15 protein-coding genes are annotated in these 20,388 nt (G+C 61.7%); 12 read left to right on the plus strand and 3 right to left on the minus strand.

Going from position 1 to position 20,388, the window contains the following annotated elements; translation table 11 throughout:
• Positions 1-143: 143 nt before the first annotated feature.
• Positions 144-647, plus strand: coding sequence for a DUF1269 domain-containing protein (locus tag ACOYNV_RS05545; RefSeq protein ID WP_422898752.1), 504 nt, complete (start codon positions 144-146; stop codon positions 645-647).
• Positions 648-765: 118 nt separating this feature from the next.
• Here the strand turns inward: ACOYNV_RS05545 and ACOYNV_RS05550 are convergent, their stop codons facing one another.
• Together ACOYNV_RS05550 and ACOYNV_RS05555 are read right to left on the minus strand one after the other, a co-directional pair.
• Positions 766-2,232 carry a tetratricopeptide repeat protein gene (locus ACOYNV_RS05550; RefSeq protein ID WP_422898753.1) on the minus strand — a complete coding sequence of 489 codons (1,467 nt, stop codon included), beginning with the start codon at positions 2,230-2,232 and terminating at the stop codon, positions 766-768.
• A gap of 96 nt (positions 2,233-2,328) precedes the next feature.
• Positions 2,329-2,571 (minus strand): hypothetical protein, encoded by a 243-nt coding sequence (locus tag ACOYNV_RS05555; protein ID WP_422898754.1) that lies wholly within the window; start codon positions 2,569-2,571, stop codon positions 2,329-2,331.
• 603 nt (positions 2,572-3,174) lie between these two features.
• Here ACOYNV_RS05555 and ACOYNV_RS05560 point away from each other — a divergent pair.
• The 11 genes from ACOYNV_RS05560 (at position 3,175) to ACOYNV_RS05610 (ending at position 17,802) form a co-directional block, all read left to right on the plus strand.
• Positions 3,175-4,599: a basic amino acid/polyamine antiporter gene (locus tag ACOYNV_RS05560; protein ID WP_422898755.1), complete on the plus strand. Its 1,425-nt coding sequence runs from the start codon at positions 3,175-3,177 to the stop codon at positions 4,597-4,599.
• Between the two features lie 29 nt (positions 4,600-4,628).
• Complete coding sequence (locus ACOYNV_RS05565; protein WP_422898756.1) at positions 4,629-5,882, plus strand: arginine deiminase; 1,254 nt, start codon at positions 4,629-4,631, stop codon at positions 5,880-5,882.
• A 275-nt stretch (positions 5,883-6,157) separates the two neighbouring features.
• On the plus strand, positions 6,158-7,726 hold the full coding sequence (locus ACOYNV_RS05570; protein ID WP_422898757.1) for a YfcC family protein: 1,569 nt from the start codon (positions 6,158-6,160) through the stop codon (positions 7,724-7,726).
• Positions 7,727-7,798: 72 nt separating this feature from the next.
• Positions 7,799-8,911, plus strand: a complete 1,113-nt coding sequence (locus ACOYNV_RS05575; protein ID WP_422898758.1) for an aminopeptidase — start codon at positions 7,799-7,801, stop codon at positions 8,909-8,911.
• A 37-nt stretch (positions 8,912-8,948) separates the two neighbouring features.
• On the plus strand, positions 8,949-10,091 hold the full coding sequence (locus tag ACOYNV_RS05580) for a M14 family metallopeptidase (protein ID WP_422898759.1): 1,143 nt from the start codon (positions 8,949-8,951) through the stop codon (positions 10,089-10,091).
• Between the two features lie 223 nt (positions 10,092-10,314).
• A complete protein-coding gene (locus ACOYNV_RS05585) occupies positions 10,315-11,178 on the plus strand; it encodes an amino acid ABC transporter substrate-binding protein (RefSeq protein WP_422898760.1) in 864 nt (287 codons plus the stop codon).
• Positions 11,179-11,329: 151 nt separating this feature from the next.
• On the plus strand, positions 11,330-11,782 hold the full coding sequence (locus tag ACOYNV_RS05590) for a glycine zipper 2TM domain-containing protein (RefSeq protein ID WP_422898761.1): 453 nt from the start codon (positions 11,330-11,332) through the stop codon (positions 11,780-11,782).
• A gap of 30 nt (positions 11,783-11,812) precedes the next feature.
• Complete coding sequence (locus tag ACOYNV_RS05595; RefSeq protein ID WP_422898762.1) at positions 11,813-13,048, plus strand: amidohydrolase family protein; 1,236 nt, start codon at positions 11,813-11,815, stop codon at positions 13,046-13,048.
• A 169-nt stretch (positions 13,049-13,217) separates the two neighbouring features.
• The gene (locus tag ACOYNV_RS05600; protein ID WP_422898763.1) at positions 13,218-14,471 is read left to right on the plus strand and encodes a patatin-like phospholipase family protein; all 1,254 of its coding nucleotides are present in this window, start codon (positions 13,218-13,220) and stop codon (positions 14,469-14,471) included.
• 138 nt (positions 14,472-14,609) lie between these two features.
• Entirely contained in the window at positions 14,610-16,004 is a 1,395-nt protein-coding gene (locus ACOYNV_RS05605; protein WP_422898764.1) for a DUF2252 domain-containing protein, read from the plus strand.
• Between the two features lie 223 nt (positions 16,005-16,227).
• On the plus strand, positions 16,228-17,802 hold the full coding sequence (locus ACOYNV_RS05610; RefSeq protein ID WP_422898765.1) for an alpha/beta hydrolase: 1,575 nt from the start codon (positions 16,228-16,230) through the stop codon (positions 17,800-17,802).
• A 29-nt stretch (positions 17,803-17,831) separates the two neighbouring features.
• Here the strand turns inward: ACOYNV_RS05610 and ACOYNV_RS05615 are convergent, their stop codons facing one another.
• Positions 17,832-20,297: an AsmA family protein gene (locus ACOYNV_RS05615; RefSeq protein ID WP_422898766.1), complete on the minus strand. Its 2,466-nt coding sequence runs from the start codon at positions 20,295-20,297 to the stop codon at positions 17,832-17,834.
• Positions 20,298-20,388: the final 91 nt, after the last annotated feature.

Raw genomic sequence — 20,388 nt, forward strand, 5'->3', positions numbered from 1 at the left:
TGTTTTCCCTTGTATCCATCCTTGGGAATGAATTGACCACACTATTAAAATGGAAATGACATAAAAATTCGATTACGCTACAATTCATTAACGGAACATGGGGTTCCGTTTAGCATGTTGAACCAACTCAAGGAGAATGTTTCATGAGCGACCTGATCGTCATAGGCTACGAGGATCAATTCAAGGCCGAAGAAGTGCGCACCCAACTGCTTAAACTGCAGAAGGAATACCTGATCGATCTGGAAGACGCCGTGGTTGCCGTCAAGAATGACAAGGGAAAGGTCAAACTGCACCAGATTGCCAACCTTACTGCTGCTGGTGCCATGAGCGGCGGCTTCTGGGGCAGCCTGATCGGCCTGATCTTCCTCAACCCGCTGCTCGGTCTGGCCGCAGGTGTCAGTGCCGGAGCGCTCAGCGGCGCGCTGACCGACGTCGGTATCAACGACGATTTCATGAAGGATCTCGCTGCGACCTTCAAGAACGGCAGCTCGCTGCTCTTCGTGCTGGTGCGCAAGTCGACGCCAGACAAGGTGCTGGCCGAGATTCAGGGCAGCGGCGGCAAGGTGATCAAGACCTCGCTGACGCACGAACAGGAACAGAAGCTGCAGGCGGCGCTCGATGCCGCCAAGGCACCGGCGGCCGGCTAAGGGCAAGTTCGGGGGCAAACTCGCCCGGATACAGCAGCGGGTGGCATGCGAGGTGCGCGAGTGCCGTGAAGCCTGGCCACCCTGCCCCGCCGAAACGCTAACGACGCACCGCTGCCGGCTAGAAGTCCGTACGCAGGGTGATCCAGATTTCGGTCGAACTGTAGTTCCTCACCAGAATGTTGCTCTGGTCGCGAATGTAAAGAATCTCCGGGTTGAGCGACCAGGACTTCGAGAACTGCCAGGTCAAACCGCCACCGGCCTCGTAAAGATTGTCGTTACGCTTCCCGATGCCCAGGACATTGTCAGCGGCGTCGAGATTGAGGCGTTCGATGTTGTACCGGTCGTGCTGCCAAAAGCCGAACACGAAGCCGCCGAGCTTCTCGGTGAGTGTGAAGTTCAGCGTTGGCGTCAGGCCGAAGAAGTTTGAGTCCCCGTCGGGCCGCTCGTCGGTCGCAAACTCGCGACCGACGTTCGCCACCAGACTGAAGCTTGCCTTGCCGTCCAGCAGCGAACGCGTCCAGCCTCCGGTCAACTCGGCGATGTTGCGACTTCTTTCGCGCAACGGGCCCCTGGGGTAATTGCGGCGCCGGAACTCCGCTCCGACGGTGAACTGGTCGTCGGGGTTGGCGCGGTAACGCCAGTTGCCATAAAGGCCATAGTCATTGCGGTATTGGCCGTTGCCGCGATAGCTGGTGCGGCCCCTGAGGCCGACGGCCAGGTTGTTCTCGCCAAAGCTGCGGTTCACGGCGCCGTTCCAGCGCAGGTCGGAGTCGTCTCTGCGCTCGGAGTTGTCGTAGTTCCGGTAGCGATAGTCCAGACTGCCATTGAGCGCGTAATCGTCGGTGAGTGTGTAGTTCAGCCCGCCGCCGACACGGGTGTTGAAGAAGTTGTCGTTAGTGTCGTTGCCGCCGAACGCATTGGTGCCGGAGGTGGCGTTGACGCGATAGTTGCCGAAACCCACGATCGCATAGCCGTAGGGGAGCAGGCGTTTGCCATCGGCGTATTCCTGCGCCGCCGCGGCGTAAATCTCGACCTGCTGGTGCAGGTCGACCGGCAGGTCGTCGAAGCGCAGCACCGTTTCGAACTCGATCTTGGCTCGCGCATAGTTGCCGAGAGCAAGGTAGGCACGGCCCAGGCCCAGGTGGGCGTCGAGCGAGTCCGGGGAGGCTTCGAGGCTGCGCTCGAAGAAGGTGAGCGCCATGTCGGCGCGACCGGTGCGGAGTGCGGCCTGGCCAAGCAGCGCGTTGAATGCGGCGTCGCCCTTGCTCGCCGCTTCAAAGGGCATCAGCAGCTCGTAGGCTTCCCGATACTGGCCATCGCGCACAAGCTGCTCGGCGCGAACGAGATCGGGAGCGGCAGCAAACACCGGGCTGGCGCCCGCCAGACTGAGGGCAACGACGAGCGCCCGCAAGACCCTGGGGGGGCGTCGGTGCAGGCCTTCGCGATAGTCATGGTGAATGGCATTTGATGGCTTCATTGATTTGCCTCCGTTAGTTGATGTAGGGCATCCAGCTAAATACGGTAACGCGCACAGGGTCAAACACGAACTGTTGCTCAGCACACTTGGACAGAATATCATGACCATGTCAACTGTCATTAAAAATGATGCCTGATTGTGAAAGAAGGGACATTCAATGGGTATCATGCGGTTCGGGATCTGAACTTTTCCCCAAAATGCGGATCAAGTAATACAGGCTTCGACCGGAAGATAGTGTATCAACACCAGGGTAAATTTTTTTACCTCGCGAACAACCCCGCCCTGGACTTCCAGTTCAAGCGCCGCTTCGTTTGACGTCTTCTGCCCCCAACTCTGCATGACCTCAAGTCCCATCTGGCGAAGCTCTTCAATTGCCCGGCGCTCCGCCTCGTCGGCCCGTCGCACGTTCCCGGATGCGTTTTCGACGACATCGAGCATTCTTTCCATCCGCGCCTTTAATGTCGGATGACGTTCCAGCCGCTCAGCAACCGATTCTTCCCGTCACTTTCGATTACATCCCCTTGAAAATATTCCGTAACAAGGGCTGCGTCCCTGGTGATCGACAAACGCTGCTCAGGGGCAATTATTAATTCTATTACACATTTTTTTCCGGCCAGCTATGCCATTTTCCCTGCGCCGCCATTCCTTCAGGACATCAAGGATCTCCCTGTTCGTCATCGGCATTGAAGGCCACGCATCGGTTGAGTATCTTGAGGAGCAGATTCAGGGTCCGGTCCACATAGGCAACTGGAAGCATCAAGTAGCTCAGGAGTGGGAAGGCGAGTGTCGAATTTTTTTACACACTATCCGCGCAACGCGATTACTAATCCTTTTCATGCGGTTGCAATATATAAAATGTACATTTAAAACATATGGTTAACAAATGCAACATGAATATGGCACAGTTTGTGCATTGCATTTTGGCTAGGCAGGTGTCAGGTTCCACAAAGCCGTTTTGCTGAACTCAGGATTTTGACCTGCTGAGCAGCGCACCGTTCAGTAACAACAATAGGGTTCTGCTGTCTCGGGCCCAAACTCAAAGGAGGCAAGATGGCTACTACGGAACAGAAAATGTCGCGCATGGGGCTGACCGCGATGGTCGTCGGCGGCATGGTCGGCGCAGGCATCTTTTCGCTGCCGCGCACTTTTGCCACGGCTACCGGGCCGCTGGGCGCAGTCATCGCCTGGCTCATCGCCGGCACCGGCATGTACATGCTGGCGCGCGTGTTCCAGGCGCTGGCCGAGCGCCGGCCCGACATCGACGCCGGCGTATATGCCTATGCCCGCGAAGGCTTCGGCGACTATCCCGGCTTCCTTTCGGCGTTCGGATACTGGATCGGCAGTTGCATCGGCAACGTGTCGTACTGGGTGCTCATCAAATCGACGCTGGGGGCGTTCTTTCCGGTCTTCGGCGACGGCAACACCGCCATCGCCATCGGGGTAGCCTCGATCGGTATCTGGCTGTTCCACTTCCTCATCCTGCGCGGCGTGCAGCAGGCGGCGTTCATCAACAGCATCGTCACGGTAGCCAAGGTGATCCCGATCATGGTCTTCATCTTGATCTGCTTCGTCGCCTTCAAGATGGACCTGTTCCGCTTCAATTTCTACGGCGGCGATCTGACCGTGGGCCTGTTCGAGCAGGTCAAGGCGACGATGCTGGTGACGGTGTTCGTCTTCATCGGCATCGAAGGCGCCAGTGTCTATTCGCGTTTTGCCAAGGAGCGCGCCGACGTCGGCAAGGCGACGATCCTCGGCTTCGTCATCGTGACCACGCTGATGGTGCTGGTGACCCTGCTGCCCTACGCCGTGCAGCAGCGCGCCGACATCGCCGGCATGCGCCAGCCGTCGATGGCCGCGGTACTCGAATCGGTGGTCGGGCCCTGGGGCGTGATCTTCGTCAGCGTCGGGCTGCTGGTGTCGGTGCTCGGTGCCTACCTGGCCTGGGCGCTGATCTGCGCCGAGGTGATGTTCGCTGCCGGCCGGTCAAAAGACATGCCCAAGGCTTTCGCCAGGGTGAACAAGAACAACGTCCCGGTGGTGGCCATGTGGTCGACCAGCATAATCATCCAGTTGATCGTCATCTCGACCTACTGGTCGCGCGACGCCTTCTCGCTGATGCTCAACCTGACCAGCGCGACGACGCTGATCCCGTACCTGTTCGTCGCCGCTTACGGCCTGATGATCGCCAAACGCGGTGAAACCTACGAACTGAGGCCGGAAGAGCGCCAGCGTGACTTGATCCTGGCCTCGCTGGCGGTGGCCTACACGCTGTTCATGATCTACGCCGGCGGTCTGAAGTTCATCCTGCTGTCCGCCGTGCTGTTTGCGCCGGGTACGGTGCTGTACTTCATTGCACGCCGTGAACAGGGCAAGCCGGTGTTCGAGAAGACATCGGACTGGGTCACGTTCGGCGTCATTGCGCTCGCTGCCATATATGGCGTCTTCGGCCTGGCGACCGGTTCCATCGCTATCTAAACCAACTCAACCAACCCAAGGAGATTTTTATGGCAAATGCAAACGAAATCAAGTTTGGCGTACATTCGGAAGTCGGCCAACTGCGCAAGGTCATGGTTTGTGCGCCGGGTCGCGCCCACGCGCGGCTGACTCCGTCCAACTGCGACGCCTTGCTCTTCGACGACGTGCTATGGGTGGAAAACGCCAAGCGCGACCACTTCGATTTCGTCAGCAAAATGCGCGATCGCGGTATCGAGGTAGTGGAAATGCACAACCTGCTGGCCGAAACGGTGGCCGTGCCCGAGGGCAAAAAGTGGATCCTCGACAACCAGGTCGTGCCCAACCAGGTGGGCCTGGGCTTCGTCGATGAACTGCGCAGCTACCTCGAGGGCCTGAGCAACCGCGATCTTGCCGAGACACTGATCGGTGGTCTGTCGACCAACGAATTCCCGGAATCGGTCGGCGGCGCGGCGTTCACAGTCGTCCGCGATGCGGCTGGCGTCACCGAGTACCTGCTGCCGCCGGTGCCGAACACGCTGTACACGCGCGATACCACCTGCTGGATTTACGGTGGCGTGACGCTCAACCCGCTGTACTGGCCGGCGCGGCACGAGGAAACCATACTCACCACGGCGATCTACAAGTTTCACCCCGACTTCGCCGGCAAAGTCAATGTCTGGTGGGGCGACCCGACCGAAGACCACGGACTGGCCACGCTGGAAGGCGGTGACGTGATGCCGATCGGCAAAGGCAATGTGCTGATCGGCATGAGCGAGCGCACCTCGCGCCAGGCGATCAGCCAGCTCGCGGCCACGCTGTTCAAGAAAGGCGCGGCCGAGCGGGTGATCGTCGCGGCGATGCCGAAGATTCGCGCCGCGATGCATCTGGACACCGTGTTCACCTTCGCCGACCGCGACTGCGTACTGCTCGCTCCCGACTTCATGAACCAGACGCGCACCTTTTCGTACCGCCCGAGCAGCCATCCGAGCGGCGTCGAGCTGCACGCCGAGAACAAGCCCTTCGTCGATGTGGTGGCCGAGTCGCTGGGCCTGAAGAAGCTGCGCGTAGTCGAAGCCGGCGGCACCGACTACCAGCGCGAGCGCACGCAGTGGGACAGCGGCGCCAACCTGGTCTGCGCCTCGCCCGGCGTGGTTTACGCCTACGACCGCAACACCTATACGAACACGCTGCTGCGCAAGGAAGGCATCGAGGTCATCACCATCGTCGGTGCGGAGTTGGGACGTGGCCGCGGCGGCGGTCATTGCATGACCTGCCCGATCATCCGCGACCCGGTGGACTTCTGACCACGGAAATCGTTGACTGCAACTGCTGCCAAGAGCCAGTCCAAGACCACTGACCACGAATAAAGGGTCACGACTTGGGCTGGTCATGAACAGATGCCGTTCACGCCGGCGTGGTATTGAGTCCGGCTCGCTTGGGGTCACCGGAGACTATTAACCGAACCATCTCCTGCGCGATTTGATTTCCTGCTCTCGTGCTCTACCCAGCCAGTCGCTTGCCGACAGTTGCGTAGTGCGCAAGACTTTCCAGCCAACCAACAATACATCAGGTGGACATCATGTCCGAGCAGTCAAGTAGCGCTCCGTCCCAAACCAGCAAGCGGCGTTTCGCGTTTCCCAGCGCGGTAACAACACTGGCCATCGTCACCGTCCTGGTTTGGATCGCCGCCCTGTTCATTCCGGCCGGCCAATACACCACCGATGCCGACGGCTCGCCGATCCCGGGCACCTATCAGCGAATCGAATCGCCGCTCGACAGCGGCGAGCGGGTCGAGCAACTCATCCTGGCGCCGGTCAACGGCATCTACGGCCTGTTGAGCCCGGTGCGCGGCATCGTCGATACGAACACGATCGGGCGCCTGTTCGGCCAGATCGGCGTCATCGTCTTCATCATGTCCATCGGCGCCTTCATTTCGATCAGCTTCGCGACCCGTAGCCTGGAAGTCGCCGTTGCTGCGCTGGCCAACCGCCTGCGTAGCCGTGGCTGGGTGCTGATCACCGCCATCATGGTGCTGTTTTCCTTGCTTGGCTCGACCATGGGTTTCTCGGTGGAGACCTTCGGCTTCTACGCGCTGTTCATCCCGCTCATGGGCGCGCTGGGCTACGACCGGCTGGTCACGGCCGCGATGATCATTCTCGGCGCCACCATCGGAGTCATGGCAGCCACGGTAAACCCCTTCTCCATCGGTGTCGCCTCAGGCGAGGCGGGGGTGGGTATCGGCGATGGCATCGTGCTGCGCCTGATCCTGTGGGTGCTGCTGACGACGATGGCAGTCGGCTGGGTGCTGCGCTATGCGGCCAAGGTGCGCTCCGATCCGGGCGCTTCCCTGGTGGGCTTCGAGGAGGCCGGTCATGAAGGCCATTCGCCCCCCCAGGCTACCGACGAAACCCTCAGCGGAACCCAGAAATGGGTGCTGGTGATTACTGCGCTGGCCTTCAGCATGATGATCTTCTCCGTCATCCCGTGGTCCAGCATCTTCGGCGGCAGCACCGGGCCGGCGGATTACTACGTCACCCACACCGTCGCCGCGGCAGTGCCTTTCTGGTTCGAACTGAACTGGTGGTTCCCGCAACTGGCGATGCTGTTTGTGATCGCGTCCGTTGTCGTCGGCCTGGTCGCAAAGATGAACGAGAAGGAGATCGTGCGGCTCATCGCCGCAGGCGCCTCGGACATGATGGGCCCCGCCATGGTCATGCTGTTGGCCGGCGGCGTCTCGGCGATCATGACCAACACCAAGACCCTCGATACCATCCTGTATGCGATGGAGCAGCTTATCACCGGCGCCTCGGCGGGTGGCTTTGCGGTCGCGGCCATGCTGGTCAACGTCCCGCTGGCGTTCCTCATACCGTCCAGCTCGGGTCATGCCGCGCTGGCGATGCCGCTGCTCTCGCCCCTGGCCGATTTTGCCAGCGTCAGCCGTCCGCTCACGATCACGGCCTGGATCCTCGGCCACGGGTTGGCCCTCCTGGTCTCTCCGACCAGTGTCGTCGTCGTCGGTGGACTGGCGATTGCCAAGGTCGGCTATGACAAGTACCTGCGCTTCGTGTGGCCCTTGCTGGTGGGACTCTTCCTGGTGGCCAGTGTTGCCCTCGCCATCGCCGCCACCCTGGCGGGCGCCAGCCCGTGAGTGCTCGGTCGGTGAGTGGACGTAAAAAAACGACGTAAAAACGCATTGTTAAACAAACTCCTGGAGGTCGCCATGCGGTCGAAGCAGAATAAATTCATACCTGAAGGGCACGCCCGCGAAAGAGTGCCACATCCCCTCGTGCGCGTCGCCATGTACTCGGCGATGGCGCTGGCGGCAGCGGCGTTGGCACTGCCGTCGCTTGCTGCAGAGCCGGGCGAACTGGCGGCGAAGGAGATGCGTCACATCGAGAAAACATTCCCCGGCCGCATGGCCGGCACGCCGCAGGAAGACCTGGCTGCGAAGTACATTTCCGACCGCTGGCTGGCGATGGGCTACCGTCCCAAGCTGGTGCGCTTCTTCACGAGCTACACCTTCACATCGGCCAAGCATCCCGACCGCGACCCCGACCCGACGATGCTGGTTTCGACCAATGTCATCGCCGAGCGGCGCGGGACCTCGGGCAAGCAGATCATCGTCGGCGCGCACTTCGACTCGCGCACGCCGACCAGCGACGCCGACCTGAAGCAAAGAATAGGCGGCCCCGCACTGCAGGGCCTGGACGACAACGCGTCGGGCGTCGGCGTGATCCTCGAGCTCGCCGAATACTTCCGCAAGGTCGCGCCGACCCACACCATCAAGTTCATCGCGTTTGGCGCCGAGGAGATCGGTCTGCACGGTGCGTTCGAAGTCGTCAACCGCATGACGCCCAAGGAGCGGGCGGCCACGCTGTGGATGGTCAACATCGACAGCATCGTGACCGGCGATCACCTCTACTTCCACGCCGGGCCCAAGACCTACGCCAAGGATCCGAAGGCCGGCCACGCACGCGACCGGGCATTGGCCATTGCTGCAATACTGGGCATTAGCGCCACCACCAATCCCGGGATGCATGCCGACTATCCCAGGGGCACGGGTTGCTGCTCCGACCAGGCGGCGTTCGACGGTGCCGGCATCGCGATCGTTAACCTCGAAGCGACGAACTGGGAAATCGGCGACCAGGACGGATACCAGCAGACATCAATCAGCGATGCGTTCCCGAACGGCGTCTCCTGGCATCTGGTCGACATCGACAAGCGCGCGCACCTCGAAGCGTCGCTTCCGTCCGGTCGGGTCGACGAACGGGCGCGCGATGCGCTGCGAATTCTGGTACCGCTGGTCGCGGAACTGGCAGGCGCCAAGCCGTGAGCGTGCGATGCGCAACTTCACCCACAGGAGTCGAATCATGAAACGGACAATCATTACCGCTGCTGCCACGTTCACCGTCGCAATGTTTGCCGGCGTCGCGGCGCATGCCGCCACGGTCTATACCGGCGACACGATCCAGGGCAAGAGGGTCATCAGCCAGCTCGACGTCAACGACCTCGAGCCGGGCAAGAAGCACAGCTTCTACTTCCAGGGCGTGCAGATGGGCACTGGACAGCACTGGTATCTGCCTGTGGTGGTGGCCAAGGGCGCCAAAACCGGCAAACGCATCCTGCTGATCAGCGGCGTGCATGGCGACGAGGTCAGCCCGGTGGATGCCGTGCAGCGCACCATGGCGCAACTTGACCCGGCGCAGATGTCGGGCACAGTGACCGCTGTCTACGACGTTTCGCGTCCCGCCAAGGAGGGCGTCACGCGCATGTGGCCGATTGCACAATGGGGCGGCCAGCTCATCGACCTGAACCGCGTGTGGCCCGGTAACGAGGCGGGCGGCAACGCGCCGACACGGCACGCGGGACTGGTCTTCAACCGCCTCTTCAAGCCCAACGCCGATGTGGCGCTCGACTTCCACACCGCGGCGACGGGCGGAGGTTTCACGGCGTTCATCTTCGCCAAGTTGAGCAAGCCCGAGATCAAGGCGATGGCGGAGCTCTACCCCATCGAGCAGATCAAGAACGATCCGGGTTATGCCGGTACGCTCGAAACGTCGTTCGTCATGGCGGGTATTCCGTCGTTGACAATCGAGATCGGCGGCCCGCGTTACTTCGACAAGCGCATCATTCCGATGTTCGTCGAAGGCACCATGAATGTGTTCAAGTACCACAAGGTCATCTCCGGTGATATCGGGCGTACCTCGAAAGACGCCGGCACCTTCTTCGGAGATGCCTTCCACACCGTCAGGGCGACGCACGGCGGCTTTCTGGAACTACTGGTCGACTTGGGCGCGAAGGTCGCGCCCGGCCAAACGCTGGCGATCCAGCGAAACTCGTTCGGCGAGGTCGTGCGCGAGTACAAGGCCGAGGTCGGCGGCGAAGTTTCGACGGTCCAGCGCGATGCGATGATCGAGCCGGGCACGCGGGTGATGCAGATCCTGTACGTCAGCCCGGCAGCGAAGTGCGGCGGCGACGGCTGCGCCGAAGAACAGGCCGACTACGTCGAGTGATTCAGCACATTGAAAAATCACCGATGGATGAACACCTGAAACGAAAAACCTGAAGGAAAAAAGCCTGTGGTGCCAGCAATTCTCATTTAAAACAGTAATTTATAATCAAGCACTTAAAGAATTTAATGGATTTTATAAGAAGCAGAACTATTCACCACAAAATGCATCCAAGATAAACAGTCGATGCTTCCCCTTTCTTCTCACAAATGAAATCGAGGACTCCATGATCAAGACTTTTCTTGCAGCACTCATCGTCGCCACCACGCTGACGGGCGGTACGGCCATGGCGCAGACCGGCTCCGGAACATTGGACAAGATCAAGGCGGCGAAGGCCATCAACGTCGCCTATTCACCCGATTCGTTACCTTTCTCCTTTTCCGGAACCGACAAGGAGCCGGCCGGGTATTCGATCGACCTGTGCAAACGCGTCATTGCGCAAATTGCGCGTGCGGTCGGTGACACGAACCTGAAGGTGAACTGGCTTGCCGGCTCCGTCAGCGAACGCCTGCAGATGGTCGCCAAGGGTCGTGCCGATCTCGAATGCGCCAATACGACACAGACGCAGTCGCGTCTGGCCAATGTCGACTTTTCCAATCTGATCTTCATCGATGGCGGCGGGCTGCTCGTCAAGGCCGGAGCGCCGATCAATCAGCTCACCGACCTGGCTGGAAAGCGCGTCGCGGTGCTCAAGGGAACGACCACCGAGACCCGGCTCAATGACCTGCTGCGCCTGAGCCAGATCAGCGCCACGGTGGTGACCGTCGCGGATGCCAATGCCGGCCTGGTGATGCTTGAGGAGGGCAAGGTCGACGCCTATGCCGGCGACAAGGTCAAACTCGTCGGCCTGGCCGTTCAGGCAAAGGAACCCGCCAAGCTGGCGCTGGTCGCCGAGGATCTGTCGATCGAACCCTACGCGATGGCCTTGCCGCGCAATGATTCGGCTTTCCGGCTCGAGGTCAACAAGGCGCTGACGCAGATCTACATGGGCGGCGACATCGAACAGATCTTCGCCCAATGGCTGGGCAAGCTGGGGCGGCCGACCGGCTTGCTGGCGGCCATGTTCCTGCTGAATTCGATTCCCAACTGACGGTCATGGCTTTGTAAGTCGCCCCAAATTATGAAAGCCCTGCCCGTTTCCCTCACCCCCGACCCCTCTCCCAGAAGGCGAGGGGAGGTTCGAGAGTCGCTAGCGCGACTTTCACGCTAAACAATCCGCCAATTTTTACTGGAGAATGATGATGACCAAGCTTTCAGGATGGAGGCGTTTTGCCGCTGTATTAGGCGCAAGCTTTGCGCTGCTGCTGGCCACCGCCTGCGAAACAACGCCGGCGTTCCAGGTTTCCCAGCCCTCGTCGCGTGACGGCACGGTCGAGTCGATCATGCAGGACACGGTGCAGAGCGGCAACGCCGCCGTCGGCACCATCGGCGGTGCGGTGATCGGCGGCTTGCTCGGCAACCAGATCGGCGGTGGCCGGGGCCAGACCGCGGCCACCGTCATCGGCGCTGGCGGTGGCGCCTACATCGGTAACCAGGTCGCCACGCGCCAGAACCTCGTCTGGCGCATCGGGATACGTTACGACGACGGCTCGCTGGCCACGATCCAGCAGACGAGCGCACCGGCCTTGCGCATCGGTGACCGTGTTCGCGTCACGGGGAACGGTATCCAGTTGCTCAGACAAGGACCAAATTGAGGATTCTTCTCCCGTTGCCACAGGCCTGACGTGACTCCGTTCGGAATCAAGCGACGCCGCCTGCTGCTCGGCGCGAGCGTCGCGGCTGGCGGGCTGCTCACGGGCTGTGATTTCTCGTTGCGCGACGGTGTGTTCAATGCCTGCCTGGCCGAACTGCCGGCCGAACTGCGTGAGCATCCCCTCATCACGGCCGCGTGGAACGGGCTCGACGCGGTCAAAGTCTGGGACACCCACTGCCATGTGTTCGGCAATGGCGATTCGGGCAGCGGCCTCTGGTTCAATCCGCGCATGGAGCAGTTCTGGCATCCACGCAGCTACGTGCAGCGTGAGTTCTACCTCAATGCCTCCTGCGTCGACGATTCGCCCGGCAAGGTCGACACCAGTTTCGTCGAGCGCCTGCTGGCGCAATGCCGGGGCATGGCCCCCGGTTTCCATGCGCTTCTTTTTGCTTTCGACTGGGCACGCGATGAGGCTGGAGCGCCGCTGGCCGAGCGCTCGACCTTCTATGTGCCGGACGACTTTGTCGCCGGTCTGGCCTTCAGCCATCCTGCGCATTTAGCCTGGGCGGCGTCGATTCATCCTTACGATCCGCGCGCGCTTGACCGGCTCGACGCCGCGGCGGCGCGCGGTGCGCGGGCCATCAAGTGGCTGCCCTCGGCGCAGAACATCGACCCCGCTGACGCACGCTGCGAGCGCTTCTACGCCAAACTCGTCGCGCTGCGCATGCCGATCATCACGCATGCCGGCGACGAGCGTGCGGTGCATGGATTCGGCGAGCACCTTGGCAACCCGCTGCGTCTGCGGCGGCCGCTCGACGCCGGGGTGCGTGTGGTGGTGGCGCACTGTGCGTCCCTGGGCTGCGGGCACATCGACGATGAGCACTCGGAGAAACTCGGAAACTTCGACCTGTTCGCGCAACTGATGGACAACGCGGACTATCGCCCCAACCTGTTCGGCGATATCTCGGCCATTACGCAAAGCAACCGGATGAGCGTGGTCGCCATGCTGCTGGAGCGTCACGATTGGCACGAGCGCCTGTTGAACGGCTCGGACTATCCCCTGCCTGGCGTCGTGCCCTTGATCTCCTTGCAGGCGCTGGTCAAGTCGCAGTTGCTCGATCCTGCCGCCGTCGAACCCTTGCGCCGGCTGCGCGACATCAACGTTTTGCTCTACGATTTCGTGCTCAAACGCAGCCTGGACAAGGAAGGTCAGGGCTTCGCGAAGCAGGTATTCGAGACAGCGCCGTTTTTCAGCCGGCCGACCTGATCGCGACCGCCGCATCAGCAGGTTTGGCGGGGGTTTGCACCCTTCGCCATGTGACCGAAGGGAATGCAGAGCCGGGAGAAGGGCCGGGGATGAGGGCTAACGATATTGGCATCACGCTGAATTGTGCATTTACTGTTTATTCATCTCTGGGAACAAGGCTAAAACGCCGATGAAACCTATGACACCGCTTCAACCATTCGCCTGCCTGGCGCGCTGCGCACTGCTGGTCCTGGCGCTGGCGCTCGCCGGCTGCGGCTCGCTACCGCGCAATGGCGTACCTGTCGACTTGATGGCCGACGCCACCATTCCTGGCATGCCGTACGTGCGTGCGCCGGCCGGTCGCCCAAGCCCGGTCATGGAGCGCGACATGGCGAAATCCTTTGCCCAGGAGTCGGCCAGCGACTTCCCTGTGAGGGCGGAGGGTATCGTGCTCCATCCACACTTGGCACTGTCGGGTGGAGGCGCCAACGGGGCGTTCGGTGCCGGCTTTCTGAACGGCTGGTCGAGCACCGGCCAGCGCCCGATCTTCAAGGTCGTCACCGGCGTATCGACCGGCGCGCTGATGGCACCGTTCGCCTTTCTCGGGCAATCCAGGGATGACGCGCTACGCGAGTTCTATACCACCACGCGCTCGCGCGACATTTTCGTGCTCGGGGCGCTGTTGTCGACCTTCAGGCAATTGTTGTTCGGCGAGGGCATCGCCGACACGAGCCCGCTCGCAGCGCTGATCGAGCGGCACATCGACGAGACCTTCCTGCGCGAGATTGCGCTGGCGCATCAGAGCGGTCGGCGCCTGTACATCGGCACTGTCGATCTCGATTCGCAGCGCCTCATCATCTGGAATATGGGACTGATCGCCACCAGTGGCCATCCCGATGCGCTGCCACTATTCTGCAAGGTGATGCTGGCATCGGCCGCCATTCCCGTTGCCTTTTCGCCGGTATTCTTCGAAGTTGAAGCCGCCGGTCGCCGCTATGACGAAATGCATGTCGATGGCGGCGTGGCCGCCCAGGTGTTCTATACCGGCGGGCTGTTCAGCGCGCGAGAGTTGCGCCAGAAGGCCGGTCGCGGCACGGTGCGCGAGGACATCTATGTGATCCACAACGGCCAACTGGCCGCGGATACCGCGACCACGCGCCGCTCGGTTCCGGACATTGCGCGACGCACCTTCCTGGCTGCCGGCAGATCAGCCGTCATCGGCGACCTCTTCCGTATCTACGCGCTGGCGCGGCGAGAACGCTCCGGGTATCACTGGATCACCATTCCCGAAGGCGTTAACCTATCCGGCGACGAAATGTTCGATCCGGTGGTGATGCAACAACTCTACGACATCGGTTACGAGATCGCACGCGCCGGAACGCCCTGGAACATCTTGCCGCCTGGCGTGCTCGGCGAAGCGGGCGGGGTAGAAGGTGCGGATTAAACCGGCTTGTCGCAGCCCTCGTCGTGCGCCTGACGAGGCCGCCGATGACTGTCATATATTTAAGCGAGGCGGGATCAGGAATGCCGATAACCCAGCGAAGCTAACGATGCTGAATCACAATCAGGAAAATTGAACATCATGAACAAGAAAACACCATCATCGATCCTGTCTTCCTCTCAAACCGAATTTCGCTCCCGCGCAGAACGGATCGAAAATGGCAAAACACTGCGCAAGCAGCTCCCGCGCGAGAGCCACGCCCAATGGCAAGCGAGCAGCAAGGGCCGCGATCCGGTCGGCATCCTCGAGAAATGCAACCAGGATCGAGTCGCCGAACTGATTCCCATCCGCTATGGGCGAATGTTGCGCAGTCCTTTTACCTTTTTGCGCGGTTCTGCCGCCCTGATGGCCTACGATCTCGCATCCCTTCCCAGCACCGGGATCCAGGTACAAGCCTGTGGAGATTGCCATTTGCTGAATTTTGGCTATTTCGCCACCCCGGAGCGCAATCTGGTTTTTGACCTCAATGATTTTGATGAAACTCATCCGGCGCCCTGGGAATGGGATCTCAAACGCCTGGTAGCCAGCATCGTCGTTGCCGGCAGGGACAACGATCTTGCCGATAGCGATTCCCTGGACGCGGCGCGCTCGTGCGTGCGTTCGTACCGAGAACATCTGCGGCAATATTCGCTGATGAATCCCCTGGAAGTCTGGTACGAGCGACTGGATGTGAAGGACATCATTGCCAATGCGCCCGATGCCGAAAACAGAAAGCTCCGGCAAGGGATAGCCGACAAGGCGCGCAAGCGCATCGGCGAACACCTCTTTCCCAATATTACTACCCTGGTTGGCGGGCGACACCGCCTGGTCGATCAACCCCCGGTCATCTATCACGGCGCAGAAGAAGCCAGGGATGAACGGGTCGGGGATGCACTGGCCGACTATCGCCAGTCACTTCCCGATGAGCGCCGCCATCTCCTCGATCGCTACCGGCTTGAAGATACGGTGCTTAAAGTGGTGGGTATTGGCAGTGTGGGCACACGCTGCTATGTCTCGCTATTCTTCTCCGAAGACAACCATCCCCTGCTGCTCCAGATCAAGGAAGCCCGTCGCTCGGTCCTCGAGCCTTACACCGCGAAAAGCAAGTATGAAAACCAGGGACAGCGTGTCGTCGTCGGGCAAAGGCTGACGCAGTCCTCCAGCGATATCTTCCTCGGCTGGATGAAAGGGCGCGACGGCCATGATTTTTATGTGCGCCAGCTACGTGACATGAAAATATCCTATCCCATCGAGGGAATTTCAGGCATCCGATTGAAGCGCTACGCCGAGTACTGCGGCTGGACCCTGGCTCGTGCCCACGCCAAATCCGGGGATGCGGCAACGATCAGTGGTTATCTGGGCAAGGGAAAGGAATTTGACCAGGCGCTGGGAGAGTTTGCTGTCGCTTATGCCGATCAGACGGAGAAAGATTATGCCGAACTGGTAGAGGCGGTGAGCAGCGGGCGGGTAGAGGCCGTGGTCGAGGAGGATCTTTAGGGTGAGCACTCAACAATCCGTCGCACCGGCGGAAGCCCGCGCAGGTAAATTTGTGGTGAAGCGTCATTCCGGGCTTGACCCGGAATCCAGTTCGTATATCAAAACAGTTTTACTAACATCTTGATCAGATGTACAACTCTGGATTCCGGCCTTTGCCTGAATGACGATGTGTTTAATTATGCAGCAGCAATGACAGTAGTTAACGCGAATGGAGAAGACAAAAATGGCTATAAAGCGGATTCTGAAATGGCTGGTGTTCGGGGTCGTCGTTATCGGCGCACTCATGTTCGCATTGCGCTCGTATCGGGTGCTCAGCGGCCCGCCGCTGCATCCCTGGCATACCTTCGTGCCGAGCGAATTGCAGCCGGGCGAACTCGATGCAGCCGACTGGCCTCGCTATCTGGCACAGGAAGGCAAGATCTTCGAAAGTGTTCGTACCGAGGTCAGCCAGAAACTCGATGCGGACGAGCGCGTGCCGATCAACCGCTACTTCGAGGACAGCCCGATCTATCCGGCGCACTTTACCCAGGACTGGAACCGATCGTATGTCTTGGAACCTGACGGCCAGCCGCTCGGGGTCGTGGTATTGCTGCACGGGTTGACCGACTCCCCCTACAGCCTGCGGCACATCGCAAAGCTTTACCGCGATCGCGGCTTCGTCGCCATCGGCATGCGCCTGCCGGGGCACGGCACCGTGCCGGCCGGCCTGAGCAAGGTGCGCTGGGAAGACTGGATGGCCGCCACGCGGCTGGCGGTGCGCGAGGCACGCCGACACGTACCCGCCCCCGCGCCGCTGCACCTGGTCGGTTTTTCGAACGGCGGTGCGCTGGCCATGAAATATGCGCTCGATGTGCTCGAGGACCCGAAACTGCCCCGCGCCGACCGCCTGGTACTGGTCACGCCAATGATCGGAATCACGCGCTTTGCGCGCTTTGCCGGTCTGGCCGCCCTCCCCGCCGTGCTGCCACCGTTCGCCAACGCTGCGTGGCTCAGCGTCGTTCCGGAGTTCAATCCCTTCAAGTACAACTCGTTCCCGGTCAACGGCGCACGCCAGTCGTATCGCCTGACCGATGCGCTGCAAAGCCAGATCCAGCGCCTCTCGCGTGCCGGCCAGCTCGGCGTATTGCCACCGGTACTGACCTTCCAGTCGGTCGTCGATTTCACCGTCAGCACGCCGGCGATCCTGACGGCGCTGTACTCGCTGCTGCCCGACAATGGCAGCGAGATCGTTCTTTTCGACGTGAACCGGACCGTGAAATTCGGACCGCTGTTGCGCCCCGCTGCCTATGTCGCGCTTGACCGCTTGACGCCAACGACCCCGCAGCCGTATCGCTTCACGTCGATCATGAACGCCAACGAGGACAGCGCTGCCACGATCGAGCGCAGCATCGCGCCAGGCCAGTTGCAGGCAGTGGACCGCGCACTGAAACTGCCCTATCCACCCGGCATCTTCTCGCTGTCGCACCTGGCGATCCCGATTCCGATGGACGATCCGCTCTACGGGCTGCAACCCGACCCGAAGCTGCGCCCCGAGTTCGGCTTCAGTCTTGGCACCATGGGCGCACGCGGCGAGCGGGGCGCGCTGATCGTCGATCAGGATTTCCTGACGCGCCTGTCGGCCAACCCATTCTTCCCGTATCTGCTTGAACGCGTCGATGACGGCATCAAGCGACCTTCAGGGCCGACGGGGCGCAACCTCACCGCGACCACCACGCCAGGCATCCCGGTGCGCCTCGAAGCCCTGCTGTCCACCTTCCTCACTGACGACCCGCAGGCACATCCGTTCGGCGGGCCATAGCCAGAGAGACTGAGCCTGCCGGGCGCAGGTTAACGACCGCGATCATTCATTCGCCCGAGCGGGTTGGTGCAGACGTCGGCGCCGTCGCGCGGCAGCGGGCCCAGGGTGAACCATTCGATCGGGAGGAGGATCGGCGACGCGATCATACGTAGAACCGATTCAACCAGGTCGCGCCGCTCGATGCCGATATGAAAGTCGGTAAGCGTTCCGCTGACGCGCAAGGGGGTTTGCAGGCGTAACGGAGCGAAGCCCTTCGCGCGCGGGCGAAAAACGAACGCCAGTTGTTCGCTCGCCAGGTTGATGCTGCCCGCGCCGCGAACGCGCACCCGGGTCGTATCGATGATGATCTTGTCGTCGCTCAGTTTGCCGTCCTTGAGGTCGAAGCGACCAACGACACAGTTCAGGCGGGCGTCCCCGCCCGGATCGATCAGGGGCACCAGCGAAAGTATGAGATTCACCGACCACAGACTGAAGATGCCGCTGCGCAATTCCGTTGGCCAGACGGCGAAGTCCACTCTTCCCTCGGCGTGATGCATGATCGTATCCAGCGACGGCGCCCTGCCCGCAAGTTCCAGATTCAGGCTGACGAGACCCTTGACATCGTCCGCCCGGCCCAGGCGGCGGGCGATGATTCCGTAGTCGAAACGCTCGACGTAAGCGCCAGCCGCGAGCTCGACCTCGGACAGGGTCGGATCATACTCAGCGGAGAGCCGCAGGGTTCCCCCAGGGATATTGACCACGGCCGGGCCGAAGTAAACACGCCCGTCGACGACCTGGACGCGCAAGGACCCGTCGGCCAGCCGGTCACTTCCTGAAAGCACCTCCTGTACTTCCACATCGAGGTAGGCATCGAGCCGGCGCAAAAACCCGGCGCCCAGCAGTCGCTCGGTCTGTCCGGCCGCCTTGCTTGCCGACTGGCGCAGGGCTTCGACCGTGATCGCCCTTGGCGGTGCATCGGCAAGGCGATCCGGCAGCGGGAAGTCGTCGAGTTGAATGCTGGGCGCGCTCACCCGCACGTCGAGACGAGGCCGTGACCCGCTCATCTCGAGTGTGCCGTTTCCCTTGAGCCGGTTCTCGCCGACGCGCACCAGGAGCCCCTGCAGTTCGTAGCCGCTCGACATCATGCGCAGCGGGCCGCGTAGCGACCAGGGACCCCACGCAGGGAGTTCAACCCGCGCCAGTGCGTTGAGCGAATCGAGTCGCTCGCCGCTCATCTCGAAGGTGAGCTGCCCGGCGCGCCCGAGCGGCAGTGCCACCTCGCCCTCAAGCGTCAGGCGTGCACCCGCCGCCTGCGCAGCCAGCGAAAAGGGCAGGTGCGTCGTATCGCGCAGCAGGTCCGCGAGCGTTCCGCTGCTCAACCTGATGTCGAGCGCCGTCTCGTCGAGTGTACCGTCCAGCCGAGCCCGGATCGGCTCGCCCGGCAGCGCACCGATCATTGCCTCGCTGACGCGTATATCGGCGACCGGGCGTTGCAAGGCTCCGAGCACGCTGAGGCGGCCGCCGATCACGCGCGCCTCGAATGCCGAGAGCCTGGCGAGCTCGTTCAGGGTGTTGCCGCGCCCGCGCAGGGTGAACTGCAACTTGTCCGCGCGCCCATCGATGTCCTCGGCGACGCTCATGTCACGCAGCAGTGCGCCGACGTCGATTTCCCCTGTGGACAGATCGAGCCTGGCTTCAGGCGGCTCGCTGCGCAGGTCGAGTGCGACCAGCCCGGCGAACGGCACACCAGCGACCTTGCCGGTGAGCGTTGACGGCTGCAGACGCCCCTCGCGGATGTTGGCGACGAAGCCGACATCCACCAGATCGGTACGGCCGAGGAGCACGTGCTGCAAGGCCAGGTCAAGTTCAAAGTCAGCGAGGTCAATTGCATCGGGAAAAACCGCAGCGTCGTTGCTGCGGCCGGTACTGGCGCGCAGTGTTGCCAGTTCGGGCGCATCGATCAGCGAGCTGCGCACAGAGGCGACGATGGCCTGCCGATCGCCGACGCGGGAGCGCCGCGCGTCAAGCGTCAGTTCGCTGCGACCGAGCTTGAGCCTTGTCTGCTCAAGGAACCACGCGTCACTGGCGATGCGCACGCGGCCGCCAAGCGCGAGGGGCAGCTTCGATTCCGGCGCGACGCCCAGCCAGCGCGCCAGATCCCCGGTGCGACGGGCCTGAAAAGCGAAGCTCAGGGCCGTTTCGTGCGTTGACGTTTCGCGCGTCTCCTCGGAGGGCGCGAGCGTGCCCTCGATGCGCAGTTTCGCCCGCGCCGCGGCGATCTCGAGTTTGATCGGCGTTGCCAAATCGCGCAGCATCTCGGCCAGCGTGCCGCCGCGCAACGAGAGTTTCACCGGCTCGCCGAGCAGCATCCCGCGCGCGCTGCCGTGCAGACGTTGACCACGGCGCAGCGCAAGGTCCAGCGTGTCGAGCGCGACGCTCATCGGGTGAGCGCCGGCGGAGTTGCCGTAGCTCAGGCGTGCGTCCGCTACCGCCAGCGAAAGCTCGAGGTTGCGCACCAGTGCGCCAAGCGTTTCGCCACGAGCGCCGAGGCGCAGTGTGCGCGGCGCCGTGAAACTACCATGAATTCGGCAACTTGAAAGTGCCAGT

This window comes from Propionivibrio sp., assembly GCF_049316945.1.
Lineage (GTDB): Bacteria > Pseudomonadota > Gammaproteobacteria > Burkholderiales > Rhodocyclaceae > Propionivibrio.